At 61.7% G+C, this 19,932-nt stretch carries 18 protein-coding genes; 7 read left to right on the top strand and 11 right to left on the bottom strand.

Annotated elements, in window-relative coordinates; translation table 11 throughout:
* Positions 1–116: 116 nt before the first annotated feature.
* The 5 genes from AADA15_RS00945 (at position 117) to AADA15_RS00925 (ending at position 4,712) form a co-directional block, all read left to right on the top strand.
* Positions 117–728 (top strand): holin-associated N-acetylmuramidase, encoded by a 612-nt coding sequence (locus tag AADA15_RS00945; RefSeq protein WP_341639668.1) that lies wholly within the window; start codon positions 117–119, stop codon positions 726–728.
* Positions 729–732: 4 nt separating this feature from the next.
* A complete protein-coding gene (locus AADA15_RS00940) occupies positions 733–1,299 on the top strand; it encodes a holin family protein (protein WP_341639667.1) in 567 nt (188 codons plus the stop codon).
* Positions 1,300–1,377: 78 nt separating this feature from the next.
* Positions 1,378–3,342, top strand: coding sequence for a heme lyase CcmF/NrfE family subunit (locus tag AADA15_RS00935; RefSeq protein ID WP_341639666.1), 1,965 nt, complete (start codon positions 1,378–1,380; stop codon positions 3,340–3,342).
* 5 nt (positions 3,343–3,347) lie between these two features.
* Entirely contained in the window at positions 3,348–3,824 is a 477-nt protein-coding gene (locus AADA15_RS00930; RefSeq protein ID WP_341639665.1) for a cytochrome c-type biogenesis protein, read from the top strand.
* Between the two features lie 111 nt (positions 3,825–3,935).
* Entirely contained in the window at positions 3,936–4,712 is a 777-nt protein-coding gene (locus AADA15_RS00925) for an enoyl-CoA hydratase-related protein (RefSeq protein WP_341639664.1), read from the top strand.
* A 93-nt stretch (positions 4,713–4,805) separates the two neighbouring features.
* Here AADA15_RS00925 and AADA15_RS00920 read toward each other — a convergent pair whose 3' ends face one another.
* The 3 genes from AADA15_RS00920 to gltX form a co-directional block, all read right to left on the bottom strand.
* A complete protein-coding gene (locus tag AADA15_RS00920; protein WP_341639663.1) occupies positions 4,806–5,666 on the bottom strand; it encodes a calcium-binding protein in 861 nt (286 codons plus the stop codon).
* A gap of 272 nt (positions 5,667–5,938) precedes the next feature.
* Positions 5,939–7,234, bottom strand: coding sequence for a citrate synthase (locus AADA15_RS00915; protein ID WP_341639662.1), 1,296 nt, complete (start codon positions 7,232–7,234; stop codon positions 5,939–5,941).
* Between the two features lie 130 nt (positions 7,235–7,364).
* Entirely contained in the window at positions 7,365–8,765 is a 1,401-nt protein-coding gene (gene gltX / locus AADA15_RS00910) for a glutamate--tRNA ligase (RefSeq protein WP_341639661.1), read from the bottom strand.
* Between the two features lie 79 nt (positions 8,766–8,844).
* On the opposite strand from gltX, the gene AADA15_RS00905 reads away from it, so the two are divergent.
* Positions 8,845–10,929: a ComEC/Rec2 family competence protein gene (locus AADA15_RS00905; protein WP_341639660.1), complete on the top strand. Its 2,085-nt coding sequence runs from the start codon at positions 8,845–8,847 to the stop codon at positions 10,927–10,929.
* Between the two features lie 151 nt (positions 10,930–11,080).
* On the opposite strand, the gene lexA is transcribed toward AADA15_RS00905, so the two are convergent.
* The 7 genes from lexA to AADA15_RS00870 form a co-directional block, all read right to left on the bottom strand.
* The gene (lexA, locus tag AADA15_RS00900) at positions 11,081–11,794 is read right to left on the bottom strand and encodes a transcriptional repressor LexA (protein ID WP_341639659.1); all 714 of its coding nucleotides are present in this window, start codon (positions 11,792–11,794) and stop codon (positions 11,081–11,083) included.
* A gap of 125 nt (positions 11,795–11,919) precedes the next feature.
* The gene (locus AADA15_RS00895) at positions 11,920–13,095 is read right to left on the bottom strand and encodes a molybdopterin molybdotransferase MoeA (RefSeq protein ID WP_341639658.1); all 1,176 of its coding nucleotides are present in this window, start codon (positions 13,093–13,095) and stop codon (positions 11,920–11,922) included.
* Positions 13,096–13,566 carry a cyclic pyranopterin monophosphate synthase MoaC gene (gene moaC, locus AADA15_RS00890; protein ID WP_341639657.1) on the bottom strand — a complete coding sequence of 157 codons (471 nt, stop codon included), beginning with the start codon at positions 13,564–13,566 and terminating at the stop codon, positions 13,096–13,098.
* A complete protein-coding gene (gene trpC / locus AADA15_RS00885; RefSeq protein ID WP_341639656.1) occupies positions 13,566–14,378 on the bottom strand; it encodes an indole-3-glycerol phosphate synthase TrpC in 813 nt (270 codons plus the stop codon). The genes moaC and trpC overlap by 1 nt, the downstream gene beginning before the upstream one ends.
* A gap of 14 nt (positions 14,379–14,392) precedes the next feature.
* Positions 14,393–15,043 (bottom strand): uracil-DNA glycosylase, encoded by a 651-nt coding sequence (locus tag AADA15_RS00880; RefSeq protein WP_341639655.1) that lies wholly within the window; start codon positions 15,041–15,043, stop codon positions 14,393–14,395.
* Positions 15,043–16,065 carry an anthranilate phosphoribosyltransferase gene (gene trpD, locus AADA15_RS00875; protein WP_341639654.1) on the bottom strand — a complete coding sequence of 341 codons (1,023 nt, stop codon included), beginning with the start codon at positions 16,063–16,065 and terminating at the stop codon, positions 15,043–15,045. Before trpD ends, AADA15_RS00880 begins: the two co-directional genes overlap by 1 nt.
* Complete coding sequence (locus AADA15_RS00870) at positions 16,062–16,643, bottom strand: anthranilate synthase component II (RefSeq protein WP_341639653.1); 582 nt, start codon at positions 16,641–16,643, stop codon at positions 16,062–16,064. The genes trpD and AADA15_RS00870 overlap by 4 nt, the downstream gene beginning before the upstream one ends.
* A gap of 185 nt (positions 16,644–16,828) precedes the next feature.
* On the opposite strand from AADA15_RS00870, the gene AADA15_RS00865 reads away from it, so the two are divergent.
* Positions 16,829–18,373, top strand: coding sequence for a divergent polysaccharide deacetylase family protein (locus AADA15_RS00865; RefSeq protein ID WP_341639652.1), 1,545 nt, complete (start codon positions 16,829–16,831; stop codon positions 18,371–18,373).
* Between the two features lie 39 nt (positions 18,374–18,412).
* On the opposite strand, the gene trpE is transcribed toward AADA15_RS00865, so the two are convergent.
* Entirely contained in the window at positions 18,413–19,924 is a 1,512-nt protein-coding gene (gene trpE / locus AADA15_RS00860) for an anthranilate synthase component I (RefSeq protein WP_341639651.1), read from the bottom strand.
* Between the last annotated feature and the right edge of the window lie 8 nt (positions 19,925–19,932).

Below are 19,932 nucleotides of genomic sequence, written 5' to 3'. Positions count from 1 at the left end.
GAGGGGCGGCAGAAACAACCCAAGACTGCCGTGTTGCCATGGTCCCGCGCGGCGCGAAAAGACATGGTCAGTGAGTCTTTGCCATCATTGAGGCTCACCAGAAAGCAGGCGTTCCCATGACGGTCAGAAACATCGCCGAGGAGATTGTGCGCCGTGAGGGCGGCTATGTGAATGATCCCCACGATCCCGGCGGCGCGACCAACCATGGGGTGACCATCCACACCCTGCGACGTCTTGGTCTGGATCTTACGGGAGACGGGCAGGTGGACATCAGGGACGTCAAGGCGCTGAGCCGCGAGCAGGCGATAGGCCTGTTCATGAAAGAGTATTTTGACCGTCCCGGATTGGGACGATTGCCCGCGGTCCTGCAGGCCAGCGTTTTTGACATGTATGTCAATGCCGGCGGCAACGCGATCCGCATCCTGCAGCGTCTGCTGGTGCAGATGGGCTTTGATGTGGCTGTGGATGGCGTGGTGGGACCGCAGACTGCGTCGGCGGCTCATCGGGCGGCTCGGGTCGATGCTGTAAGCCTCAGGGATGCTTACGGAATCGCAAGGCGCAGCTACTATTTTGATCTGGCTGATCGGCGGCCTGCCAGCCGCAAATATGCCCGCACGCGGGCGGGCCACAAAGGCGGCTGGATCCGCCGGGCCGAAGAGTTCGTTTCTAAGAAATATCACATGGATGCGGCCGCGTTTCGGGCGCGGGTGGCCGGATGGGAAGGGTGATCTGATGATCAAGGCTTTGTTTGATGCGCTCATTGGGCTTGATCGCAACGTTTTGCGTGAAACGGTTGAAGTGTTCCGCGAAAACGCTGAGGCCGGGGCCGAGCGTGCACACCAGGATCGCAAGGCGGCTCTGGATCAATTCGCGGCAGAATTCGCAAGGGCCGAGCGGAGCACCTTCGACACGGTCATCGACGGGCTCAATCGGCTGCCGCGCCCCATGCTCGCCTTTGCCACGCTCTTGCTTCTGTCCTCAGCAATGGTGGATCCGGTCTGGTTTGCGCTGCGCATGGAGGGGCTTCTGTTGGTGCCAGAGCCGCTCTGGTGGCTTTTGGGTGTGATCGTTTCCTTTTACTTCGGTGCGCGGCATCAGGCCAAAAGCCAGGACTTTCAGCGCAGCCTGACGCAGATGCTGGCCTTGGTGCCTGAGGTCACAGGAAAAAGGCGCGGCCTGACGGAAGACGACAGGCCGCAAACCGGGCCTGCCACCCGTCTTGCAGAGGCAGAAAATGCCGCCCTCAGCGCCTGGCGCGCAAGCGAGCGACAGCAGGTTTCTGCACAATCTGAAAGCTGATCACGAAATCGTGGGCTGCGGCGGCTGGACGCGCCGAATGCCATTGGCGCGGCCTCGGGGACGGATTATAACTCCTGCATGATTACAGAACTCGGTCACTTCGCCCTCATCCTCGCCTTCATGGTCGCCATCGTTCAGATGGTCGTGCCCATGGTGGGTGCCCATAAACGCTGGCCCGGCTGGATGGCCGTCGCCGAACCTGCCGCGCAGGCGCAATTCTTCTTTACCGCCTTTTCCTTCGCGGCGCTGGTCTGGGCCTTTGTCACATCCGACTTTTCGCTGCGGCTTGTGACGCTGAACAGCCATTCGGCCAAGCCGATGCTCTACAAGATTTCCGGTACCTGGGGAAACCATGAAGGCTCCATGCTGCTTTGGGTGCTGATCGTGAGCCTCTTTGGCGCCTTGGCTTCGGTTTTTGGAGGGGGGTTGCCGCAAACCCTGAAAGCGCGTGTTCTGGCCGTTCAGGCTGCCATTGGCGTAGCGTTTTTTGCCTTCATCCTGTTCACTTCCAATCCGTTCCTGCGGCTGGCGGTTCCACCCTTCGACGGGCAGGACCTCAACCCGCTGTTGCAGGATCCCGGCCTCGCCTTCCATCCGCCGTTCCTTTATCTCGGATATGTTGGGCTTTCGATGGCCTTTTCCTTTGCCGTTGCGGCCCTGATCGAGGGGCGGATCGACGCGGCCTGGGGGCGCTGGGTGCGCCCCTGGACGCTGGCAGCATGGATCTTTCTGACCATCGGCATCGCTCTTGGCTCGTGGTGGGCGTACTACGAACTGGGCTGGGGCGGCTTCTGGTTCTGGGACCCGGTCGAGAATGCCTCGTTCATGCCCTGGCTTTTGGCGGCCGCGCTCCTGCATTCCGCTATCGTGGTGGAAAAGCGCGAAGCGCTGAAAAGCTGGACGATCCTCTTGGCGATCCTTGCCTTCGGTTTCTCGCTGATCGGGACCTTCATCGTACGGTCCGGTCTTTTGACCTCGGTCCACGCCTTTGCAAATGATCCCGAACGGGGCGTTTTCATTCTCATGATTCTGGCGTTCTTCACCGGTGGCGCGCTGACGCTGTTTGCGGCGCGCGCTCAGGAAATGCAGGCCAAGGGCGTCTTTGGGGTCGTCAGCCGCGAAGGCGCGCTTGTGGCCAACAATATCCTTCTGGCGGTGAGCTGCTTTGTGGTGTTCTTTGGCACGCTCTGGCCCGTGGTGGCCGAGATGGCCTTTGATCGCAAGCTGAGCGTTGGTCCGCCGTTCTTCAACGCAGCCTTTACGCCGTTCATGGTGATCCTCGGGGCGATTCTGCCAATCGGGGCCATGATGCCCTGGAAACGGGGGCGTATCGGGCAGACGGTCTGGTATCTCCGCTATGTGCTGATCCTGTCACTTGCCTTGGCGGTACTGGCTTGGGCCATGCAAACGGGTCGTTCGGCGCTGGGTCCAGTGGGGTTGTTCCTTGGTGCCTGGATGGTCTTTGGCGCGGCCGCTGACTTGTGGTCGCGGACCGGGCAGGGCGGGCGCGCAGCCCGGCTCTTGCGTCTGCCTCGCGCAGACTGGGGCAAGGCCGTGGCTCATGCGGGGCTTGGCATCACCATGTTCGCGATCGCCGGGCTGACCGCATGGGAGGAAGAGGACATTCGCGTGGCCCAGATCGGAGAGCCATTCACCGTGGGGTCGTATGAGCTGGTGCTGGATTCGGTCGAACGCGCGCGCGGCCCGAACTACTTCACCACGATGGGCACAGTGAGCGTCTTCCGCGACGGAGCGGATGTGGCGGTACTGTACCCGGAAAAACGCGACTATCCGGTCGCCAAGATGCCCACCACCGAAGCCGCCATCGATTACCAGGTCCTGCGTGACATCTACGTGGTCATCGGCGACCAGCAGGACGATGGCGGCTGGACCGTGCGCACCTACATCAAACCCCTGGCCAACTGGATCTGGGGCGGATGTATCCTGATGGCCCTTGGCGGCTTCCTCAGCCTCAGCGACCGGCGCTTCCGTGTTGCCGCAGGCGCGCGGAAGACCTCGGCTGCAAAGGTGCCTGCAGAATGATGGGCATGACACATCTCAAAGGCCTGGTTGCTGCGCTGGCGGTCTGTTTTGCCTGTCTCGTTCCGGGGGCCTCTCTAGCAGTTCAGCCGGATGAGGTTCTGCCTGATCCGGTACTGGAGGAGCGGGCGCGAGAGCTGTCCAAGGATCTGCGTTGTCTGGTGTGCCGGAACGAGAATATCGATGAATCCAATGCCGATCTCGCCCGTGATCTGCGCATTCTGGTGCGTGAACGGCTGGTTGCCGGGGACAGCGACACCGAGGTGATCGATTTTGTCGTGGATCGGTATGGCGAATACGTCCTGCTGCGTCCGACGACCGGCGGTGCCAATTGGCTGCTTTGGGCGGCAGGCCCCTTGATGCTGTTGGCTGCCCTTTTCTTGGCGGCTGCCTACCTGCGCGGTCGCGCGCGGGCGCCGGGTACGGCAGAAGCGGGCCTTAGCCCGGACGAGCAGGCGCGCCTCAAACAAATCATGGATGAGTGACGCCGGGTCCGTCTTTTCCAGCCCTTCGCTTTGCGTCACCATGACGCAAATCCCTGCGGGCATCCTTTCCATGGATCTGCGTGCCCCGATACTGAAAGGCGAGGCTTTCTGATGGACTATAAAGATATCCTCTATTCACTTGATGACGGTCTTGCGGTCGTTACCCTCAATCGCCCGACCAAGATGAACGCGCTGACCGGCCAGATGCGGGCCGAAATCACCCATGCGCTGAAGCAGGCCGCTGGCGAAGCGCGTGCAGTGGTTCTGACCGGGGCGGGTGGCGCGTTCTGTTCCGGCCAGGACTTGAGCGACGCTTCGGGATCCGGCAGCCTGGATCTGGAGCGGACCTTGCGCGATGAATACACGCCCATGCTGGAGGCGCTGTATGACTGTCCGGTGCCGACCATGGCGGCTGTCAACGGTCCGGTGGCCGGGGCAGGGGCGAACCTTGCGCTGGCGGCGGACGTGGTGATCGCCACCGAAAGCGCCTATTTCCTGCAGGCTTTTGCCCGGATCGGCCTGATGCCGGATGCGGGCGGTACCTGGTTCCTGCCGCGCCAGATGGGGCTGGCCAAGGCGATGGGGGCCGCATTGTTTGCCGACAAGATTACGGCCAAACAGGCCAGCGATTGGGGCATGATCTGGGAAGCGGTGCCGGATGCGGAGTTTGACGCCCATTGGCGCGCCCGTGCGGCCTATCTGGCCAATGGGCCGACCAAGGCTTTTGGCGCCATCAAGACCGCGATCCGGGGCAGCTATGAGAACAGCCTGCCCGAACAATTGTCTGCCGAAGCGCATCTTCAGGGGGAATGCGGCAAAACCCGCGATTTCCTCGAAGGGGTTACCGCCTTTATGGAAAAGCGCCCCGCCAAGTTCGAAGGGCGGTAAGGGCGCTTTCCAGTCCAGCCTTTCATGGAAGACAGGCCTTTGCGGGATATCCAGCAAAGGCCTTTTTCAATTTGGAACCGATGACCGGAACAGTCAGGAGATCGGAAGGCCGCCGTCCGCAAACAGGCGAATGTCGCGGGCCGGATCGAACTGGCCATCCTGATTGAGCACGCGCAGGACTTCGACCCCGTCTGCATATACAATAGCGTCGCTGCCTCCGGCGTCATTGGCGCGATCCACGACCGTCAGCCGCGGGGCCGGGCCGTCGTCCGGATCATAGCCATAGACAATCTGGTCTTCGCCTTGTTCAAAGTCGGTAATGGTGGCCGCTTCGGTTGTTTCGAGCCAATGACCCGCGAAAAATTCATCCGCTCCGCTGCCGCCCGTAACCGTATCCCCACGGCCGAAGAGCACGGTATCATCACCGTCGCCACCATTGACCACATCAGCGCCGGTATCGCCATCGGACAGAATTGTGCCGTCGACCGGATCCACTTCAAAGAAACTGGTCCAGAGCACGTCATCACCGGTGCCGCCGTTGATGGTATCGCTGCCAAGACCGTCAATAACGAGGTCATTGCCGCTGCCACCAAAGATCGTGTCGTTGCCTTCACTACCTGTCATCTGATCGTTTCCGGCCCCGCCTGATACAAGGTCGTCTCCGAAACCGCCAAGAATGGAGTCGTTCCCGGCATCGCCGAATAACCGATCGTCTCCCGACAGTCCCCGGAGTTCATCATTTCCCCCGCGTCCGGCCAGGGTTTCACCCGCATTGGTCCCGATCAGCCTGTCGTTTGTTGCGGTGCCTTCGATGAGATCGCCGGGCGGGGTGGTTTCGCCGGTCTCCGGCGATGATGTTTCGTCCTCAGATGAGGCCAGGTCATCATCGTCAGATGAATCAATCAGTAAGCCGGCCAAAAGGCCAAAGGAAAGCAGAGCTGCCAGAGCAATCATGAGGGTCTTCCAGAATAAAAAAATACAACTTATGGAAAATTATCGGCGTTGGTCAGGGTTGTCAAAAACTTAAGTAGTACAAAACCTTATCATCACGTCTGTTTGGGAAACAGTCGGTTGGATGAACATGCTACTGTGTCTGATACAGGCATCAAAGGGCGCGCGGCTCTGCATCGCGATCACTGCAGTCTGATCAATGGTGGCATTTGCGCAAAGAAAAAGGCCCCGCCGGACAGGATCCAGGGGGGCCTTTTCATTATGTTTCGAACGCCTTAGCGGTTCTCGATGTCGACGTAATCGCGTGCTGTTTCACCGAGGTACAGCTGACGCGGACGACCGATCTTGTTCTGTGGATCTGCAATCATTTCTTTCCACTGCGAGATCCAGCCGACCGTGCGCGACAGGGCAAAGATCGGCGTGAACATCGAGGTCGGGAAGCCCATCGCCTCAAGGATGATACCCGAGTAGAAGTCCACGTTCGGGAACAGTTTCTTCTCGATGAAGTAAGGATCGTTGAGCGCGGTCTGCTCCAGCTCCTTGGCAACCTGCAACAGCGGGTTGTCATCAACACCCAGAAGTTCCAGCACTTCGTCGGCGGATTGCTTCAGCACCTTGGCGCGCGGGTCAGTGTTCTTGTAGACGCGGTGACCAAAGCCCATCAGACGGAACGGGTCGTTCTTGTCCTTGGCCCGGGCGATGAATTCCGGAATGCGGTCCGGGGTTCCGATTTCCTTCAGCATCTCCAGGCAGGCCTGGTTGGCGCCGCCGTGGGCAGGGCCCCAAAGGCATGCGATGCCAGCCGCGATACAGGCAAAGGGGTTCGCGCCCGAAGAGGATGCCAGGCGCACGGTTGAGGTCGAGGCGTTCTGCTCGTGGTCCGCATGAAGGATGAAGATGCGGTCCATGGCGCGGGCCAGGATCGGGTCCACGTGGTATTCTTCGGCCGGAACCGAGAAGCACATGTGCAGGAAGTTTGCCGCGTAATCCAGGTCGTTGCGCGGATAAACGAAGGGCTGGCCGATCGAATACTTGTAGGCCATCGCCGCAATCGTCGGCAGCTTGGCGATCAGACGGATCGAGGCCACTTCGCGCTGCCAGGGATCCGCAATATCGGTGGAGTCGTGGTAGAAGGCCGACATGGCTCCGACCACACCCACCAGAGTCGCCATCGGGTGCGCATCGCGACGGAACCCGCGGAAGAAGTTGTGCATCTGCTCGTGCACCATGGTGTGACGGGTCACACGGGCTTCAAAGTCCTCCAACTGGGTTGCGGTCGGCAATTCCCCGTACAGCAGCAGGTAGCAGACCTCGAGGTAATGCGACTGCGAGGCCAGCTGGTCGATCGGGTAACCGCGGTGCAGCAGTTCGCCCTTGCCGCCGTCGATGAAGGTGATGGTGCTGTCGCAGCTTGCGGTCGAGGTGAAGCCCGGATCGTAAGTAAAGACGCCGGCCTGGGCGTAAAGCTTGCGGATATCCAGAACATCTGGCCCGGCCGTCGGAGAGAAAATGGGAAGCTCGTAGGTTTCGCCATTCAGGCTGAGCTGGGCTGTCTTGTTTGAATCGGTCATAGATGTCCCTTCCTGTTACAGGCGCAAAAACCCGGAAATCATCCGGGCTTTGGGCAGGCAGCACCCGCGCGAGGCATCGCGCAGGTGAGGTCGTATCGGAACAGGCTTACCCAAGGGTTAAGGACTGGGGTCAGCCTGCTGCGTCGGTCAATCGGGCCAGTGTCTCGTCGCGGCCCAGAATAAGCATCATATCGAACACCGAAGGCGTTACCGCGCGGCCTGCAAGGGCGGCCCGCAAGGGTCCAGCCAGCTTTCCGAACTTGGTATCATGTGCTTCCGCAAATGCGTTGAGAAGCGCCTCCAGATCGTCTCGCGTCCAGCTAGCACTTTGCAACTGCGGCGTCAATTCTTTCAGTATACCGTCGGATACAGATGCGAGCGCCTTTGCGGCTTTCTCATCCGCCTCAAGCGGGCGCGACGCCAGAATAAAATGGGCCTTTTCAAGGAGTTCTGGAAAAGTCTTTGCCCGGTCCTTGAGGCAGTACATGGCGCGTTCAAGATCATTTGACTGAGCGTCAGTCAAAGCAGGCTCTCCGGCAGCGGCCAGATAGGCCTCGATTTCCTGCCGCAATGCAGCGTCATCGCCAACGGCGATATGCTGACCACAGAGGCTTTCGAGCTTCTTGGTGTCAAACCGGGCAGGGCTTTTGCCGATTCCACCAAGGTCAAACCAGTCGCGCGCCTGCGCGTCGGTGAAAAACTCATCATCCCCGTGGCTCCAGCCAAGGCGGGCCAGGTAATTGCGCATACCAGCTGCCGGATAACCCATGGCCTGGTATTCCTGCGCACCGAGGGCGCCGTGGCGTTTGGACAGCTTCTTGCCGTCCGGCCCGTGGATCAGAGGAATATGGGCCCAGACCGGTACATCCCAGCCCATGGCCTGATAGATCGTCATCTGGCGTGCGGCGTTGTTGAGGTGATCATCACCCCGGATCACATGGGTCACTCCCATATCGTGATCGTCCACCACCACGGCCAGCATGTAGACAGGCGTTCCATCCGAGCGGAGAAGGACCATATCGTCCAGCTGGTCGTTGCGGATGGTTACATCTCCCTGGACCTCATCGTGAATGACGGTGGTGCCGTCCTGCGGTGCCTTGATGCGCACCACGTAGGGAGCATCCGGATGGCTGGCCGGATCTGCATCGCGCCAGGGCGAGCGATAGAGGGTGGATTTGCCCTCGGCCCGAGCCGCGTCGCGAAAGGCCGCAATCTCTTCCTGTGTTGCAAAGCATTTATACGCCTTGCCCTCGGCCAGCAGCTGATGGGCGACCTCGGCATGACGGTCCGCGCGGGCGAATTGACTGACCACATCGCCGTCGTGATCGAGGCCGAGCCATTCCAGCCCCTGAAGAATGGCCGCCGTCGCTTCGGGGGTGGAGCGTTCCCTGTCGGTATCCTCGATTCGCAGCAGGAACTGTCCGCCGCGCCCCCGGGCATAAAGCCAGTTGAACAGCGCGGTACGCGCGCCGCCGATGTGCAAAAAGCCGGTGGGCGAGGGGGCGAAACGGGTGACGACCGGTGTGGACATAGGGGCGATTTACCTTTTGGAAACCATAAGAGGAGTAGCGTTTCAGCCTGTCTACCCACCCGAAGGGTCAGGAGCAAGCATGGGAATGATGCGTATCCTCGACCAGCTGCTACAGGTTCAAAGGGGACATCTGCTGGCCTGGGGGCCGGTGTTTCTGGGGCTTGGAATAGGGGTCTATTTTGCACTGCCTGTCGAGCCGGGCATCGCTGCATATGGCGGTGTCGCAATGCTTGGCGGAGCGGCCGTGCTGTTTGCGTTTCTCCCCCATGGCCTTGGACTGCTTGCGCGGGCCATCCTTATCACCTGTCTCGGAGTCCTGGTTGCGGGGCTGCGCAGTCATGCGGTCGAAGCGCCTGTTCTGGGTTTCCGGTACTATGGTCCGGTTGAGGGGCGTCTTGTCGAAATTGACCGGTCTGGCCGGGATCTCTTGCGCCTGACACTGGCGGATGTGCGTTTGAAAAACGTGCCCATCGAAAGAACGCCTGTCCATGTGCGGATTTCGGTTCTTGCGGACAGCGACTTGCCCGAAATTGGCGCACAGGTGGCCACAACCGCCCATCTGATGCCACCTCAGGGGCCGGTGGAGCCGGGGGGCTTTGATTTTCGACGCCACGCATGGTTCGCGCAACTTGGCGCCAGCGGGTACTCCCGCGTCGCAGTCCTGACCCTTGCCCCGGCCGTAGCCGAGAGCGGAGTTTCACATATCCGCAGCAAGATTACCTCGTTTCTCCATCACCGTCTTCCAGGTGAAGTCGGAGCCATTGCCGCTGCCATCACCACCGGCGATCGCAGTGGTGTAAGCCAGGCCACCCTCGAGGATCTGCGGGCCAGCAATCTGGCGCACCTTCTGGCCATATCCGGGTTGCACATGGGGCTTGTAGCGGGGTTCGTCTTCGGCTCCTTGCGGTTTGGTCTGTGCCTGGTGCCGCCACTTGCCCTGAGGGTGAATATCAAGAAGGTTGCTGCGGCAGTGGCCCTGGTGGCGGCAGCGGGATACCTAGCTTTGTCAGGAGGAAACGTCGCAACCGAGCGCGCATTTCTGATGGTGGCGGTGATGTTTGGTGCCGTGCTCATGGATCGGCGGGCCATTTCCCTGCGTGCGGTGGCGGTGGCGGCAACCCTGGTGTTGCTGCGCCGCCCGGAAAGCCTTCTCAGTCCCGGCTTCCAGATGAGTTTTGCCGCAACTGCGGCCCTTGTCGGCGTTTTTGCATGGATCAGCGACAGGAGACTGTCCCTCGGGCCAGATTGGCTACGCCCCGTGACGGCCCTGATCCTGTCCTCGCTGGTGGCAGGACTTGCCACCGCACCGTTTGGCGCGGCGCATTTCAATACGTTGGCCCACTACGGGCTGCCGGCCAACCTTCTGTCTGTTCCCATAATGGGAGCAGTCGTGGTTCCGGCCGCAGTCATGTCGCTGGTCTTGCTTCCTTTTGGCCTCGAAGGACTTGCCCTGGCGGTGCTTGATTCCGGGTTGCGCTGGATATTGGCGGTTGCTGCAGTCATCTCCGATATACCCGGAGCTCAGGGCGCGATCGTGCAGCCAAGTGGGGTGGTCCTGCCCCTGATCTCGTTGGGCGGGCTGTTTGTGCTGATCTGGCAGGGATGGTTCAGGTTCGCGGGGCTCTTGCCGATCACCCTGGCCTTGGCGGTGTGGAGCCAGAGCCTGCGCCCGTTGGTTCTTGTTGCGCCCGATGGAGGGCTGGTCGGAGTCTTGGGGTCAGAGGGGCGTGCCCTGTCACGCGAAAAAGGGCAGGGGTTCGCTGCCCGGGTCTGGTTGGAAAACGATGGAGATCGCGTCAGCCAGAAACAGGCCTTCGGCAGATGGGCGGGCAAGGCATCCAGTGAAACCACGCACAGGAAGGCCTCAATGCTTCCGAATGCTCAGCTGGGAGATTTTCGCCTTGTCCACGCGTTCGGGAAGCGCGCGGCAGATCGGCTCGGTCACTGTGACGCCCGAGACATCGTTGTGACGACCGTCGATATCGACCTCAGCGGCCCATGTCTGGTGTTGGGGCCCGGAACCTTGCGCAGTACCGGCAGTCTGAGCATTGATGCCGAAGGGAGGATCACCACTGCTCGGCAGGTTGCCGGAACGCGCCTGTGGACCCTCCATTCGGGTTCGGAGTACCTGCCACAAACCTTGATCCTGAAGGGATTGCCGTGAAAGAAGGATGCACCCGGCAGACGGCCCGCAACCCGCAAGGGCGCACGCGCGGCTCCTGACCGGTTTCGCACAACAGCATCAGCAGCCACGGTCGCGAGAACGATGATCCGGTGCAGGGAAGTATCCGGCCGTGCCCTGGCTAAGGCGCCCCTTAATAGCTGCGAATAAGCCCAACCAGCCGTCCCTGAACCTTGACCTGATCGGCCGGATAGCAGCGTGTCTGGTAGGCCGGGTTCGCCGCTTCCAGTTCGATGGTGTTGTTGCGGCGAAAGAGCTTTTTCAACGTGGCTTCGTGGCCTTCGACAAGCGCCACCACGATGTCTCCATCGTCTGCGGTGTCCGTTTCGCGGATGACTACGATGTCGCCGTCGTTGATCCCGGCATCGATCATGGAGTCCCCGCGCACCTCCAATGCATAGTGGGCACCATTCGCGTTCAGCATAGAGCTGGGGACGCTGATCCTTCTGGAAATCTGACTGATCGCTTCAATCGGGACACCGGCAGCAATGCGTCCCATCAGGGGCAATTCCTGCGCAGTGGCAACGGATGGTGCAGAAAGGTCCGCCCCCTGGGCGGCCCCTGTGTTCCCGCCCGATAGCCCCCCAGGGATGACGCTTGGGGCAAACTGGCCGCGGCCGCGACCACCGAGGGAGTCAGGAAGACGCAGGATTTCGATCGCCCGCGCCCGGTGAGCCAGGCGACGGATGAAACCCCGCTCCTCAAGCGCGGTGATCAGCCGGTGAATCCCGGACTTCGACCGCAGATCCAGTGCAGTCTTCATCTCATCAAAGCTGGGCGGAACGCCGTCCTTCTGCATCCGGGCGTGAATGAATTCCAATAGATCCAATTGCTTTTGTGTCAGCATGTCCGTCCCTCTGCGCCAGTTTGTGTTACTTTGTTCTACTCCTGTTCACGATTTGTGTCAACTGAGCCCGGAGCTTGCTCTGGAGCTTTTGCACAAGCTTCATGATTGAAGGGGGACGGATCCGATCAGAGGGGCAGATAGTCCACTGTATCTCCGACATGGCGGTCGGGATCGTGCGGTGGCCGCACCAAGAGCGCATTTGCCTGGGCCAGAACAGACAAGAGAGAACTGTCCTGGCGGTCAAACGCGTGGATCTGCCCGTCTTCAGACAGAGTTGCGCGCATGTAATGCTCTCTCGGGCCGTTCTTGCCAAGAGGGGCCTCCAGCCGCGCTTTGAGCAGCGGAGCCTGTACAACCGATGCGCCCAACATGGTTTTGACCATCGGAGCCAGGAAGACATGGCCACAGACCATCGCGGACACCGGGTTCCCGGGGAGACCGACCATCACAGCGGTTCCCATGCGGCCCGCCATGAGGGGTTTGCCCGGCCGCATCGCGACCTTGTAGAAGGACCGCTCCATGCCAAGATCCTGTGCCACATCGGCAACCAGGTCGTGATCACCGACAGAGGCGCCGCCGATGGTGACCACGAGGTCCGCGCCGGTCGCCAGCGAAAAGGCGGTTTTCAGCGATCCAATCGTATCCTTGGCTATGGGCAGGATGCGAACATGCGCCCCGAGACCTTCGAGCAAGGCTTTCAGACCAAAGGTGTTCGAGGCGATGATCTGATCGGGACCGGGCGAGCTGCCGGGCATCACCAGCTCATCTCCGGTCGAGATCAAGGCGACCTCGGGCCGCCGGGTAACGGGAACTTCGGCAATGTTCATCGCGGCAAGCAGGGCAATGTCCGATGGCGTCAGCCGACGAGGCGCCGAAACGGTTTCGCCGTCGAAAAAGTCTCCGCCACGCGGGCGGATATTGTCGCCATCTCCGGGCTCGTCCGTGATGGTGATCAGATCGCCCTTGCGAGTCACATCCTCCTGAATGACGACAAAACCTGCGCCTTCGGGGATGGGCGCGCCGGTGAAGATGCGCACCGCCTGACCGGCGCCAACGACGCCGTCAAAGCGATGACCGGCAGCCGCTTCGCCAATCACCTTGAACATGGCGTGCAGTTCCACCTCGGCGCCTTTTACCGCATAGCCATCCATAGCAGAAGCAGAGAAGGGAGGCTGATCGCGCCGCGCGACCACGTCGCGGGCAAGGACGCGGCCAGCAGCTTCTGCCAAGGGGATCATCTCTGGCTCAAGCGGTGAGACCAGGTTCAGAAGATGCGCAAGGGCTTCGCTGACTGGGATCATTTACGCCTCGTACCGACCTGATTTTCCGCCATCTTTCAGGATCACGCGAATGCCCCCGATCTCCATCGCCTTGTCCACGGCCTTGGCCATGTCATAGACGGTGAGCGCGGCGGTGGAGACAGCGGTGAGGGCCTCCATCTCGACCCCGGTCTGGCCGGTGGTCTTGACCGTGCCCTCGATACGGACGCCTGGTAGCTCCGGGTCCAGCGTCAGTTCAACCGCCACCTTGGTCACCGGAAGGGGATGGCACAGGGGAATAAGCTCTGGCGTTTTCTTGGCGCCCATGATGCCGGCCAGTCGGGCAACGCTCAGGACATCACCCTTCTTGGCGCGCCCTTCCGAAATGATGTCAAAGGTCTCGCGGGCCATCCGGATGTGGCCTTCTGCGGTTGCAATGCGCGAGGTGACCGCCTTGTCCGAGACATCCACCATATGGGCATCGCCCTTGCCGTCAAAATGCGTCAGCGCCATCACATGCCTCCCGGGGTCAACGGGTTGGCCAGCAGTTGCCGGGTTGCGGCGGCGACATCCTCCTGCCGCATCAGGGCTTCACCGATTAGGAAGGTTCGGGCGCCATATCGTGCCATGTCCGACAGGTCCTTGGGCGTGAACAGGCCGCTTTCACAGACGATCGTGCGGTCGGCGGGCACCCGGCGCGACAGATCCCGGGTCGTGTCCAGGGTGGTCTCGAAGGTCTTGAGGTTGCGGTTGTTGATGCCCATCAAAGGCGACTTCAACGCGCAGGCGCGCTCCAGCTCTTCGGCGTTATGCACTTCCAGCAGCACATCCATGTCCCATTCCAGGGCGCAGTCTTCCAGTTCCTTCGCCTGAGCATCCGACACAGATGCCATGATGATCAGGATGCAGTCGGCTCCCAGCGCACGCGCCTCGGCCACCTGATAGGGATCATACATGAAATCCTTGCGCAGGGCGGGCAGGGCGCAGGCATCGCGCGCCTCGGTCAGAAAGGGTTTCGCGCCCTGAAAACTCGGGGTGTCCGTCAGAACGGAGAGACAGGTCGCGCCCCCTTGTTCATAGGCCTGTGCGAGGGTGGCTGGATCGAAGTCTTCGCGGATCAATCCCTTGGAAGGGCTGGCTTTCTTGATCTCTGCGATCAGCCCGTAGCCCTGGCGGCTGGCGGCAATCAGTGCCTTGGCGAACCCGCGCACCGGAGAGGCCTCGCGCGCAGCGGCCTCGACCTCTGCGAGGGGAACGGCGGCCTTGTCGGCGGCGACTTCCTCCAGCTTGTAGGCCTTTATCTTGTCGAGCACGTTTTCCGTCATTGCATAGCCTCCTGTCAGGCGGCCCAGTCGATGGGCGCGTGGCCACGGGTCTGCAGCCAGGTGTTGATTGCCGAGAACGGCCGCGATCCAAAGAATCCGCGCCGCGCCGACAGCGGCGAGGGGTGCGCACTCTTCAGGATCAGGTGATCGCCCGGATTAAGGTGTTTTTCAAGCCTTTGCGCCTGTTTTCCCCACAGGACATAGGCCGTTGGCTGCCCTGATGTGCGCTCAAGCACCTCTTGAGCGAGGTGATCCCAGCCCAGATCTTTGTGCCCATTCGCCTCGCCCGCGGGGACGCTCAGGGACGTATTGAGCAACAAAACCCCTTGTCGCGCCCATCCCCGCAGATCACCATTCTGCCGCGAGACACCAAGATCCGCCTCCAGTTCCTTGAAAATATTGGACAGGGAGCGGGGCAGGGGGCGCACATCCGGTTCTACCGAAAAGGCCAGCCCATGGGCATGACCAGGGGTCGGATAGGGGTCCTGACCGAGGATCACCACGCGCACGTCATCTGGTCGGGTCAGCTCAAGCGCCGCGAACCGTTGCGAGCCCGGAGGCAGGATCTCTTTGCTCTCCCGCGCCAGCTTGGCCTCGATCTGTGGCCAGCGGGTTGCAAAGAACGGCAGGTCCGCCCACGCGCCAAGCCGGTCTGGCTGAGGCATCAGGATGCCTCGGAAGTGATCCGGGCAACGGCGACGATCTTGTCTTTCGCGGCGCCGCTGTCGATGCTTTCACGTGCTTTTTCAACACCTTCTCGAAGATCGCTCGCGTCCCCGGCAACCACAAGCGCCGCGGCACTGTTGAGAAGAACCGCGTCGCGATAGGCCGAGGGCGCGCCATCCAGAAGAGCGCGGAAGGCGGTTGCGTTTTCCTCCGGCGTGCCGCCCAAAATCTCTTCGAAGGGGTGAACGGGCAGGCCCGCATCTTCGGGATGGAGTTCAACGTCGCGGATTCTGCCGTCTTCTTCAAGCGCAGAGACCCAGCTGATGCCCGTAATGGTCAACTCATCGGTGCCGTCCGATCCATGTACCAGCCAGGCGCGGGTCGATCCAAGCTGCTGAAGCGTCTCTGCCATTGGGCGGATCAGGGCGCGGGAAAAGGCGCCGGTCAACTGCCGTTTCACGCCTGCGGGGTTGGTCAGCGGACCAAGGATATTGAATATCGTCCGGGTTCCAAGCTCTTGCCGGGTGGGCATCACATGGGCAATCGCCGGGTGATGCATCGGCGCCATCATAAAGCCGATACCCGCCTCATTTATGGATTTTTCAACTACTTGCGGGCCGACCATGACCTTGATTCCCATTTGGCCAAGCGCATCCGCTGCACCGGATTTCGAGCTGAGGTTGCGGTTCCCATGCTTGGCAACTACCGTGCCTGCCCCGGCAACTACAAAGGCCGTTGCGGTCGAGATGTTGAGCGTGCCCTTGCCATCGCCACCGGTGCCGACGATGTCGATCGCGCCTTCGGGCGCGCGCACCGCATTGCACTTGGAGCGCATCACGGCGGCAGCCGCAGCGTATTCATCGACGGTTTCGCCGCGGGTGCGCAACGCCATCAGCAGGCCGCCCATCTGGCTGGGTGTGGCTTCGCCCTCGAACAGCATTGCAAAGGCCTCTTCCGCCTCCGCGCGGGTCAGGGGGCGTTCGGCAGCGGCATTGATCAGCGGCTTCATCTGGTCGCTCATGCGGGCACCTTCATCTCGTTCAGGAAGTTCTGCAGCAGCGCATGGCCGTGTTGCGAAGCAATCGATTCTGGATGGAACTGGACGCCATGGATCGGCAGATCCCGGTGTTGCAGCCCCATGATGGTTCCGTCTTCCAGCTCCGCGGTGATTTCAAGGCAATCGGGCAGGGTCTCTCGATCCACGACCAGCGAATGATAGCGGGTCGCCTCAAAGGGCGAGGGGAGCCCTGCAAACAGCCCCTTACCTTTGTGATGGACCTGTCCCATCTTGCCGTGAACGATTTCATGGCACCGCACCACTTTGCCGCCAAAGGCTTGACCGATTGTCTGATGCCCAAGGCAGACCCCCATCAGCGGGATCCCCGCCTCGGCAGCAGCCAGTGTGAGCGGCAGGCAGATCCCGGCCTGATCGGGATCGCAGGGGCCGGGGCTGAGGAGAATGCCGGCAGGCCTCAGAGCCATCGCTTCCTGCACATCGAGCGTGTCATTGCGGCGCACATCCAGCGTTGCGCCGAGTTCGCCCAGATAGTGCACAAGGTTGTAGGTAAAGGAATCGTAGTTGTCGATCAGCAGCAACATCTTGGCAGGCTCTTTTAAGGGTGGCGGGCAGGGCTTGCGCCGCAGTATAGTTGTTGCGACATACATGTTCAGGCTTGCCGTCCAGCGTCAAGGGTAGGGTGCGGTTTTGGCACAATTGCCCGGGCGGATCCGGGCAGGTGGGGCGTGTAGCGGGCCGGACCAAAGAATTGAGAGGCAAAACGGGCATGCGAGGCTTTCTGGGCGGTGTCAGTATCGGAACATTGGTGGCCGTTTGCGGTGCGGCCATGTGGTCTTTGTCCACGCCGTTGCCGTCGCAGGTGCGCGTCAGCGTGACCGAACCGGATGCGGGTGTCGCGCCAGAGCCGAGCACGGCTGCACCCATCGAAAGCCCTGCCACGGATGCCGATCTGGTCGAGGCGGCCCCGGTGGCGCCCAGTACGGCACCTGTTGACGATGTCAGCGGGATCAATGCGGCCGATACACAGACTGCCTCGCGGCCCGAACTCGCCTTGCCGGGAGAGGTTGCCGGAAGTGGCGAATCTGCGCTTCCGGATCAGCCAGCGGCGCCCTCTGAACCGACCAGCGCCAGCGGGACCGGGGAGCCGGTTGCCCTGCCGGAAACGCTCACCGGGGAGGATGACGTTGTAGTATCAACCCAGCCCGCGCCTGCGCCTTCCGGATCCGAGGCGGATGTGCCCGAGGCACCAACTGAAGCTGCGGAGGAAACGGATCGCCCACAGATTGCTGTCGGGCAGGACAGGCCCCCTGCCGGTGCGCCCAGCGTGCCCGCCATCTCGATGCCGTCTCTGGGCACCGCGCCCGCGCCGACCGCGCCTCCGGTGATCAGCTTCGAAGCCCCTGCGCCGGAGGGGCAGACTGCTCCATCCGAGCAAGATGCAGAAAGAGAACAGCCGGACACCGGAACCGGGCCGCTGGACGATGGCGGATCGGATCGGATCGCCGGCCTGCCCACGGCGGATGCCCCCGATCGCGCTGATGGGCCTCAGATCGGGACCCGTGTGCGCCCTCTGACAGAACGGGACGGGGCCGAGGAGGCCGCTGCAAATCGTGAAGTGCCACAACTGGCGCCATTTGAAGCCTTCGCTGCGCCATTCGATGGCAGCGACGGACGCCCCCTGATGTCCATCGTACTGATCGATGATGCAAACGCCGTCGGAGCCGAAGCCCTGGCGGAATTTCCCTATCCCCTGAGCTTTGCCATTGATCCCGAAGACCCGCGCGCGGCTGAGAAAATGGCGGCACACCGGGCGGCCGGGTTTGAGGTTTTGATCCTGGCGGATCTGCCGCGCGAGGCGCAGCCGCAGGATGCAGAGACCGCCCTTGCAGTCTGGCGGGACCGCCTGCCAGAGGCGGTGGCCTTCCTCGAAGGGGTCAAGACAGGGGTGCAAGGGACGAGGCCATTGGCGGATCAGGTGTCTGATGTGGCTCAGGCGGCCGGATACGGCCTCCTCTTGCAAAACAGTGGCCTCAATACGGTCCAGAAGCTTGCGCTGCGGGAGGGGATCCCGGCCGGGGTTGTCTTCCGTGACTTTGACGGCGCCGGACAAAACCCGCGCGCCATGCGCAGGTTCCTCGATCAGGCCGCCTTTCGCGCGGGGCAGGAGGGCGCGGTGATCATGCTGGGCCGGTTGCAGCCCGACACGATTTCGGCGCTTTTGCTGTGGGGGTTGCAGGACCGCGCCAGCCGCGTGGCCCTGGTACCGGTATCGGCCAGCCTTGCCGCCAATCTGAGAGACAGCGCCGAATAATCCCCTGCAGCAAGTCGCGCTGTCTTGCGCCCGCCTTTCTCAGCGGTTGCCGCGCCCGGCAAAGCGCGCGGCATCTGCCGCCGCGCGGCGGATCGCATTGGATTTATGCACGGTTTCCATATACTCGGCCTCGGGGTCACTATCATACACAACGCCGCCACCGGCCTGAATGTAGAGCGTCTGATCCTGAACGATGGCCGTGCGCAGGGCGATACACATGTCCATGTCGCCGCCCGCCGAGAAATAGCCCACTCCGCCGCCATAAACGCCGCGCTTTTCCGGCTCCAGCTCGTCGATGATCTCCATCGCCCGCACTTTTGGTGCACCTGAGACCGTGCCCGCTGGCATTCCGGCAAAGAAAGCGTCAAGCGCGTCCTTGTCGTCGTCCAATTCGCCCACGACGTTCGAAACGATATGCATCACGTGGCTGTACCGCTCGATGATGAATTTTTCGGTCGGGCGCACGGTTCCGATCTTTGAGACACGACCCGTATCGTTGCGCCCCAGATCCAGAAGCATCAGATGCTCGGCCAGCTCTTTTTTGTCGGCCAGCAGATCTGCCTCAAGCGCCTTGTCCTCTTCCGGGGTGGCCCCGCGCGGGCGGGTGCCGGCGATGGGACGGATGGTGACTTCCTTGCCAAAGACCCGGACCAGGATCTCGGGGCTGGCACCGATGACCTGGAAGCCGCCAAAGTTGAAATAGAACATGAAGGGCGACGGGTTCGTGCGCCGCAGCGAGCGATACAGAGCAAAGGGTGGCAGCGGGAAGTCCTGCTTCCAGCGCTGAGCGGGCACCACCTGGAAGATGTCACCTGCGCGGATGTATTCCTTGGCCTTTTCAACCGCTTCCATGTAGCCGGATTTGGAAAAGTTGCTGACCGGCGGAGCCACTTCATCAGCATCGCCCAGATCGCGGGTCTCGGCTGGCATCGCGCGTTCCAGATCGCGGACCGCATCCATCACCCGCTCTGCAGCCTGCGCATAGGCGGCCTTGGCCGACTGTCCAGCGGCCGCCCAGGCGGGCGAGACGACGGTGACCTCTCCCTTGACGCCGTCCAGAACGGCAACCACCGAGGGGCGCATCATGATGGCATCGGGCAGGCCCAGCGGATCCGGGTTCACATTCGGCAGATGTTCGACAAGGCGCACCATGTCATAGCCGAGATAGCCGAACAGACCCGCGGCAGCCTGCGGAAGGTCTTCGGGAAGATCGATCCGGCTTTCGGCGAGCAGCGTGCGCAGATTGTCCAGCGGGTTTCCGTCCTCGGCTGCGAAGGCTTCGGCATCAAAGCGCGCGGAGCGGTTGATCTCGGAACGTTCACCCCGGCAGCGCCAGACCAGATCGGGCTTCATCCCGATAATGGAATAGCGCCCGCGCACCTCACCGCCGGTCACGGATTCCAGCATGAACGCATCTTTCTGCGCGCCGGTCAGTTTCAGCATCAAGGACACCGGGGTATCAAGATCTGCGGCGAGGCGGGTATAGACCAGTTGGTTTTCACCCGCGTCATAGGCTGCGGCGAAACTGTCGAAATCCGGGGTCAAAGCCATGTCGATGT

This window comes from Phycobacter sedimenti (assembly GCF_038148855.1).
Taxonomy (GTDB): Bacteria; Pseudomonadota; Alphaproteobacteria; order Rhodobacterales; family Rhodobacteraceae; genus Phycobacter; species Phycobacter sedimenti.
This window is presented reverse-complemented; position numbering and strand designations above follow the sequence as displayed.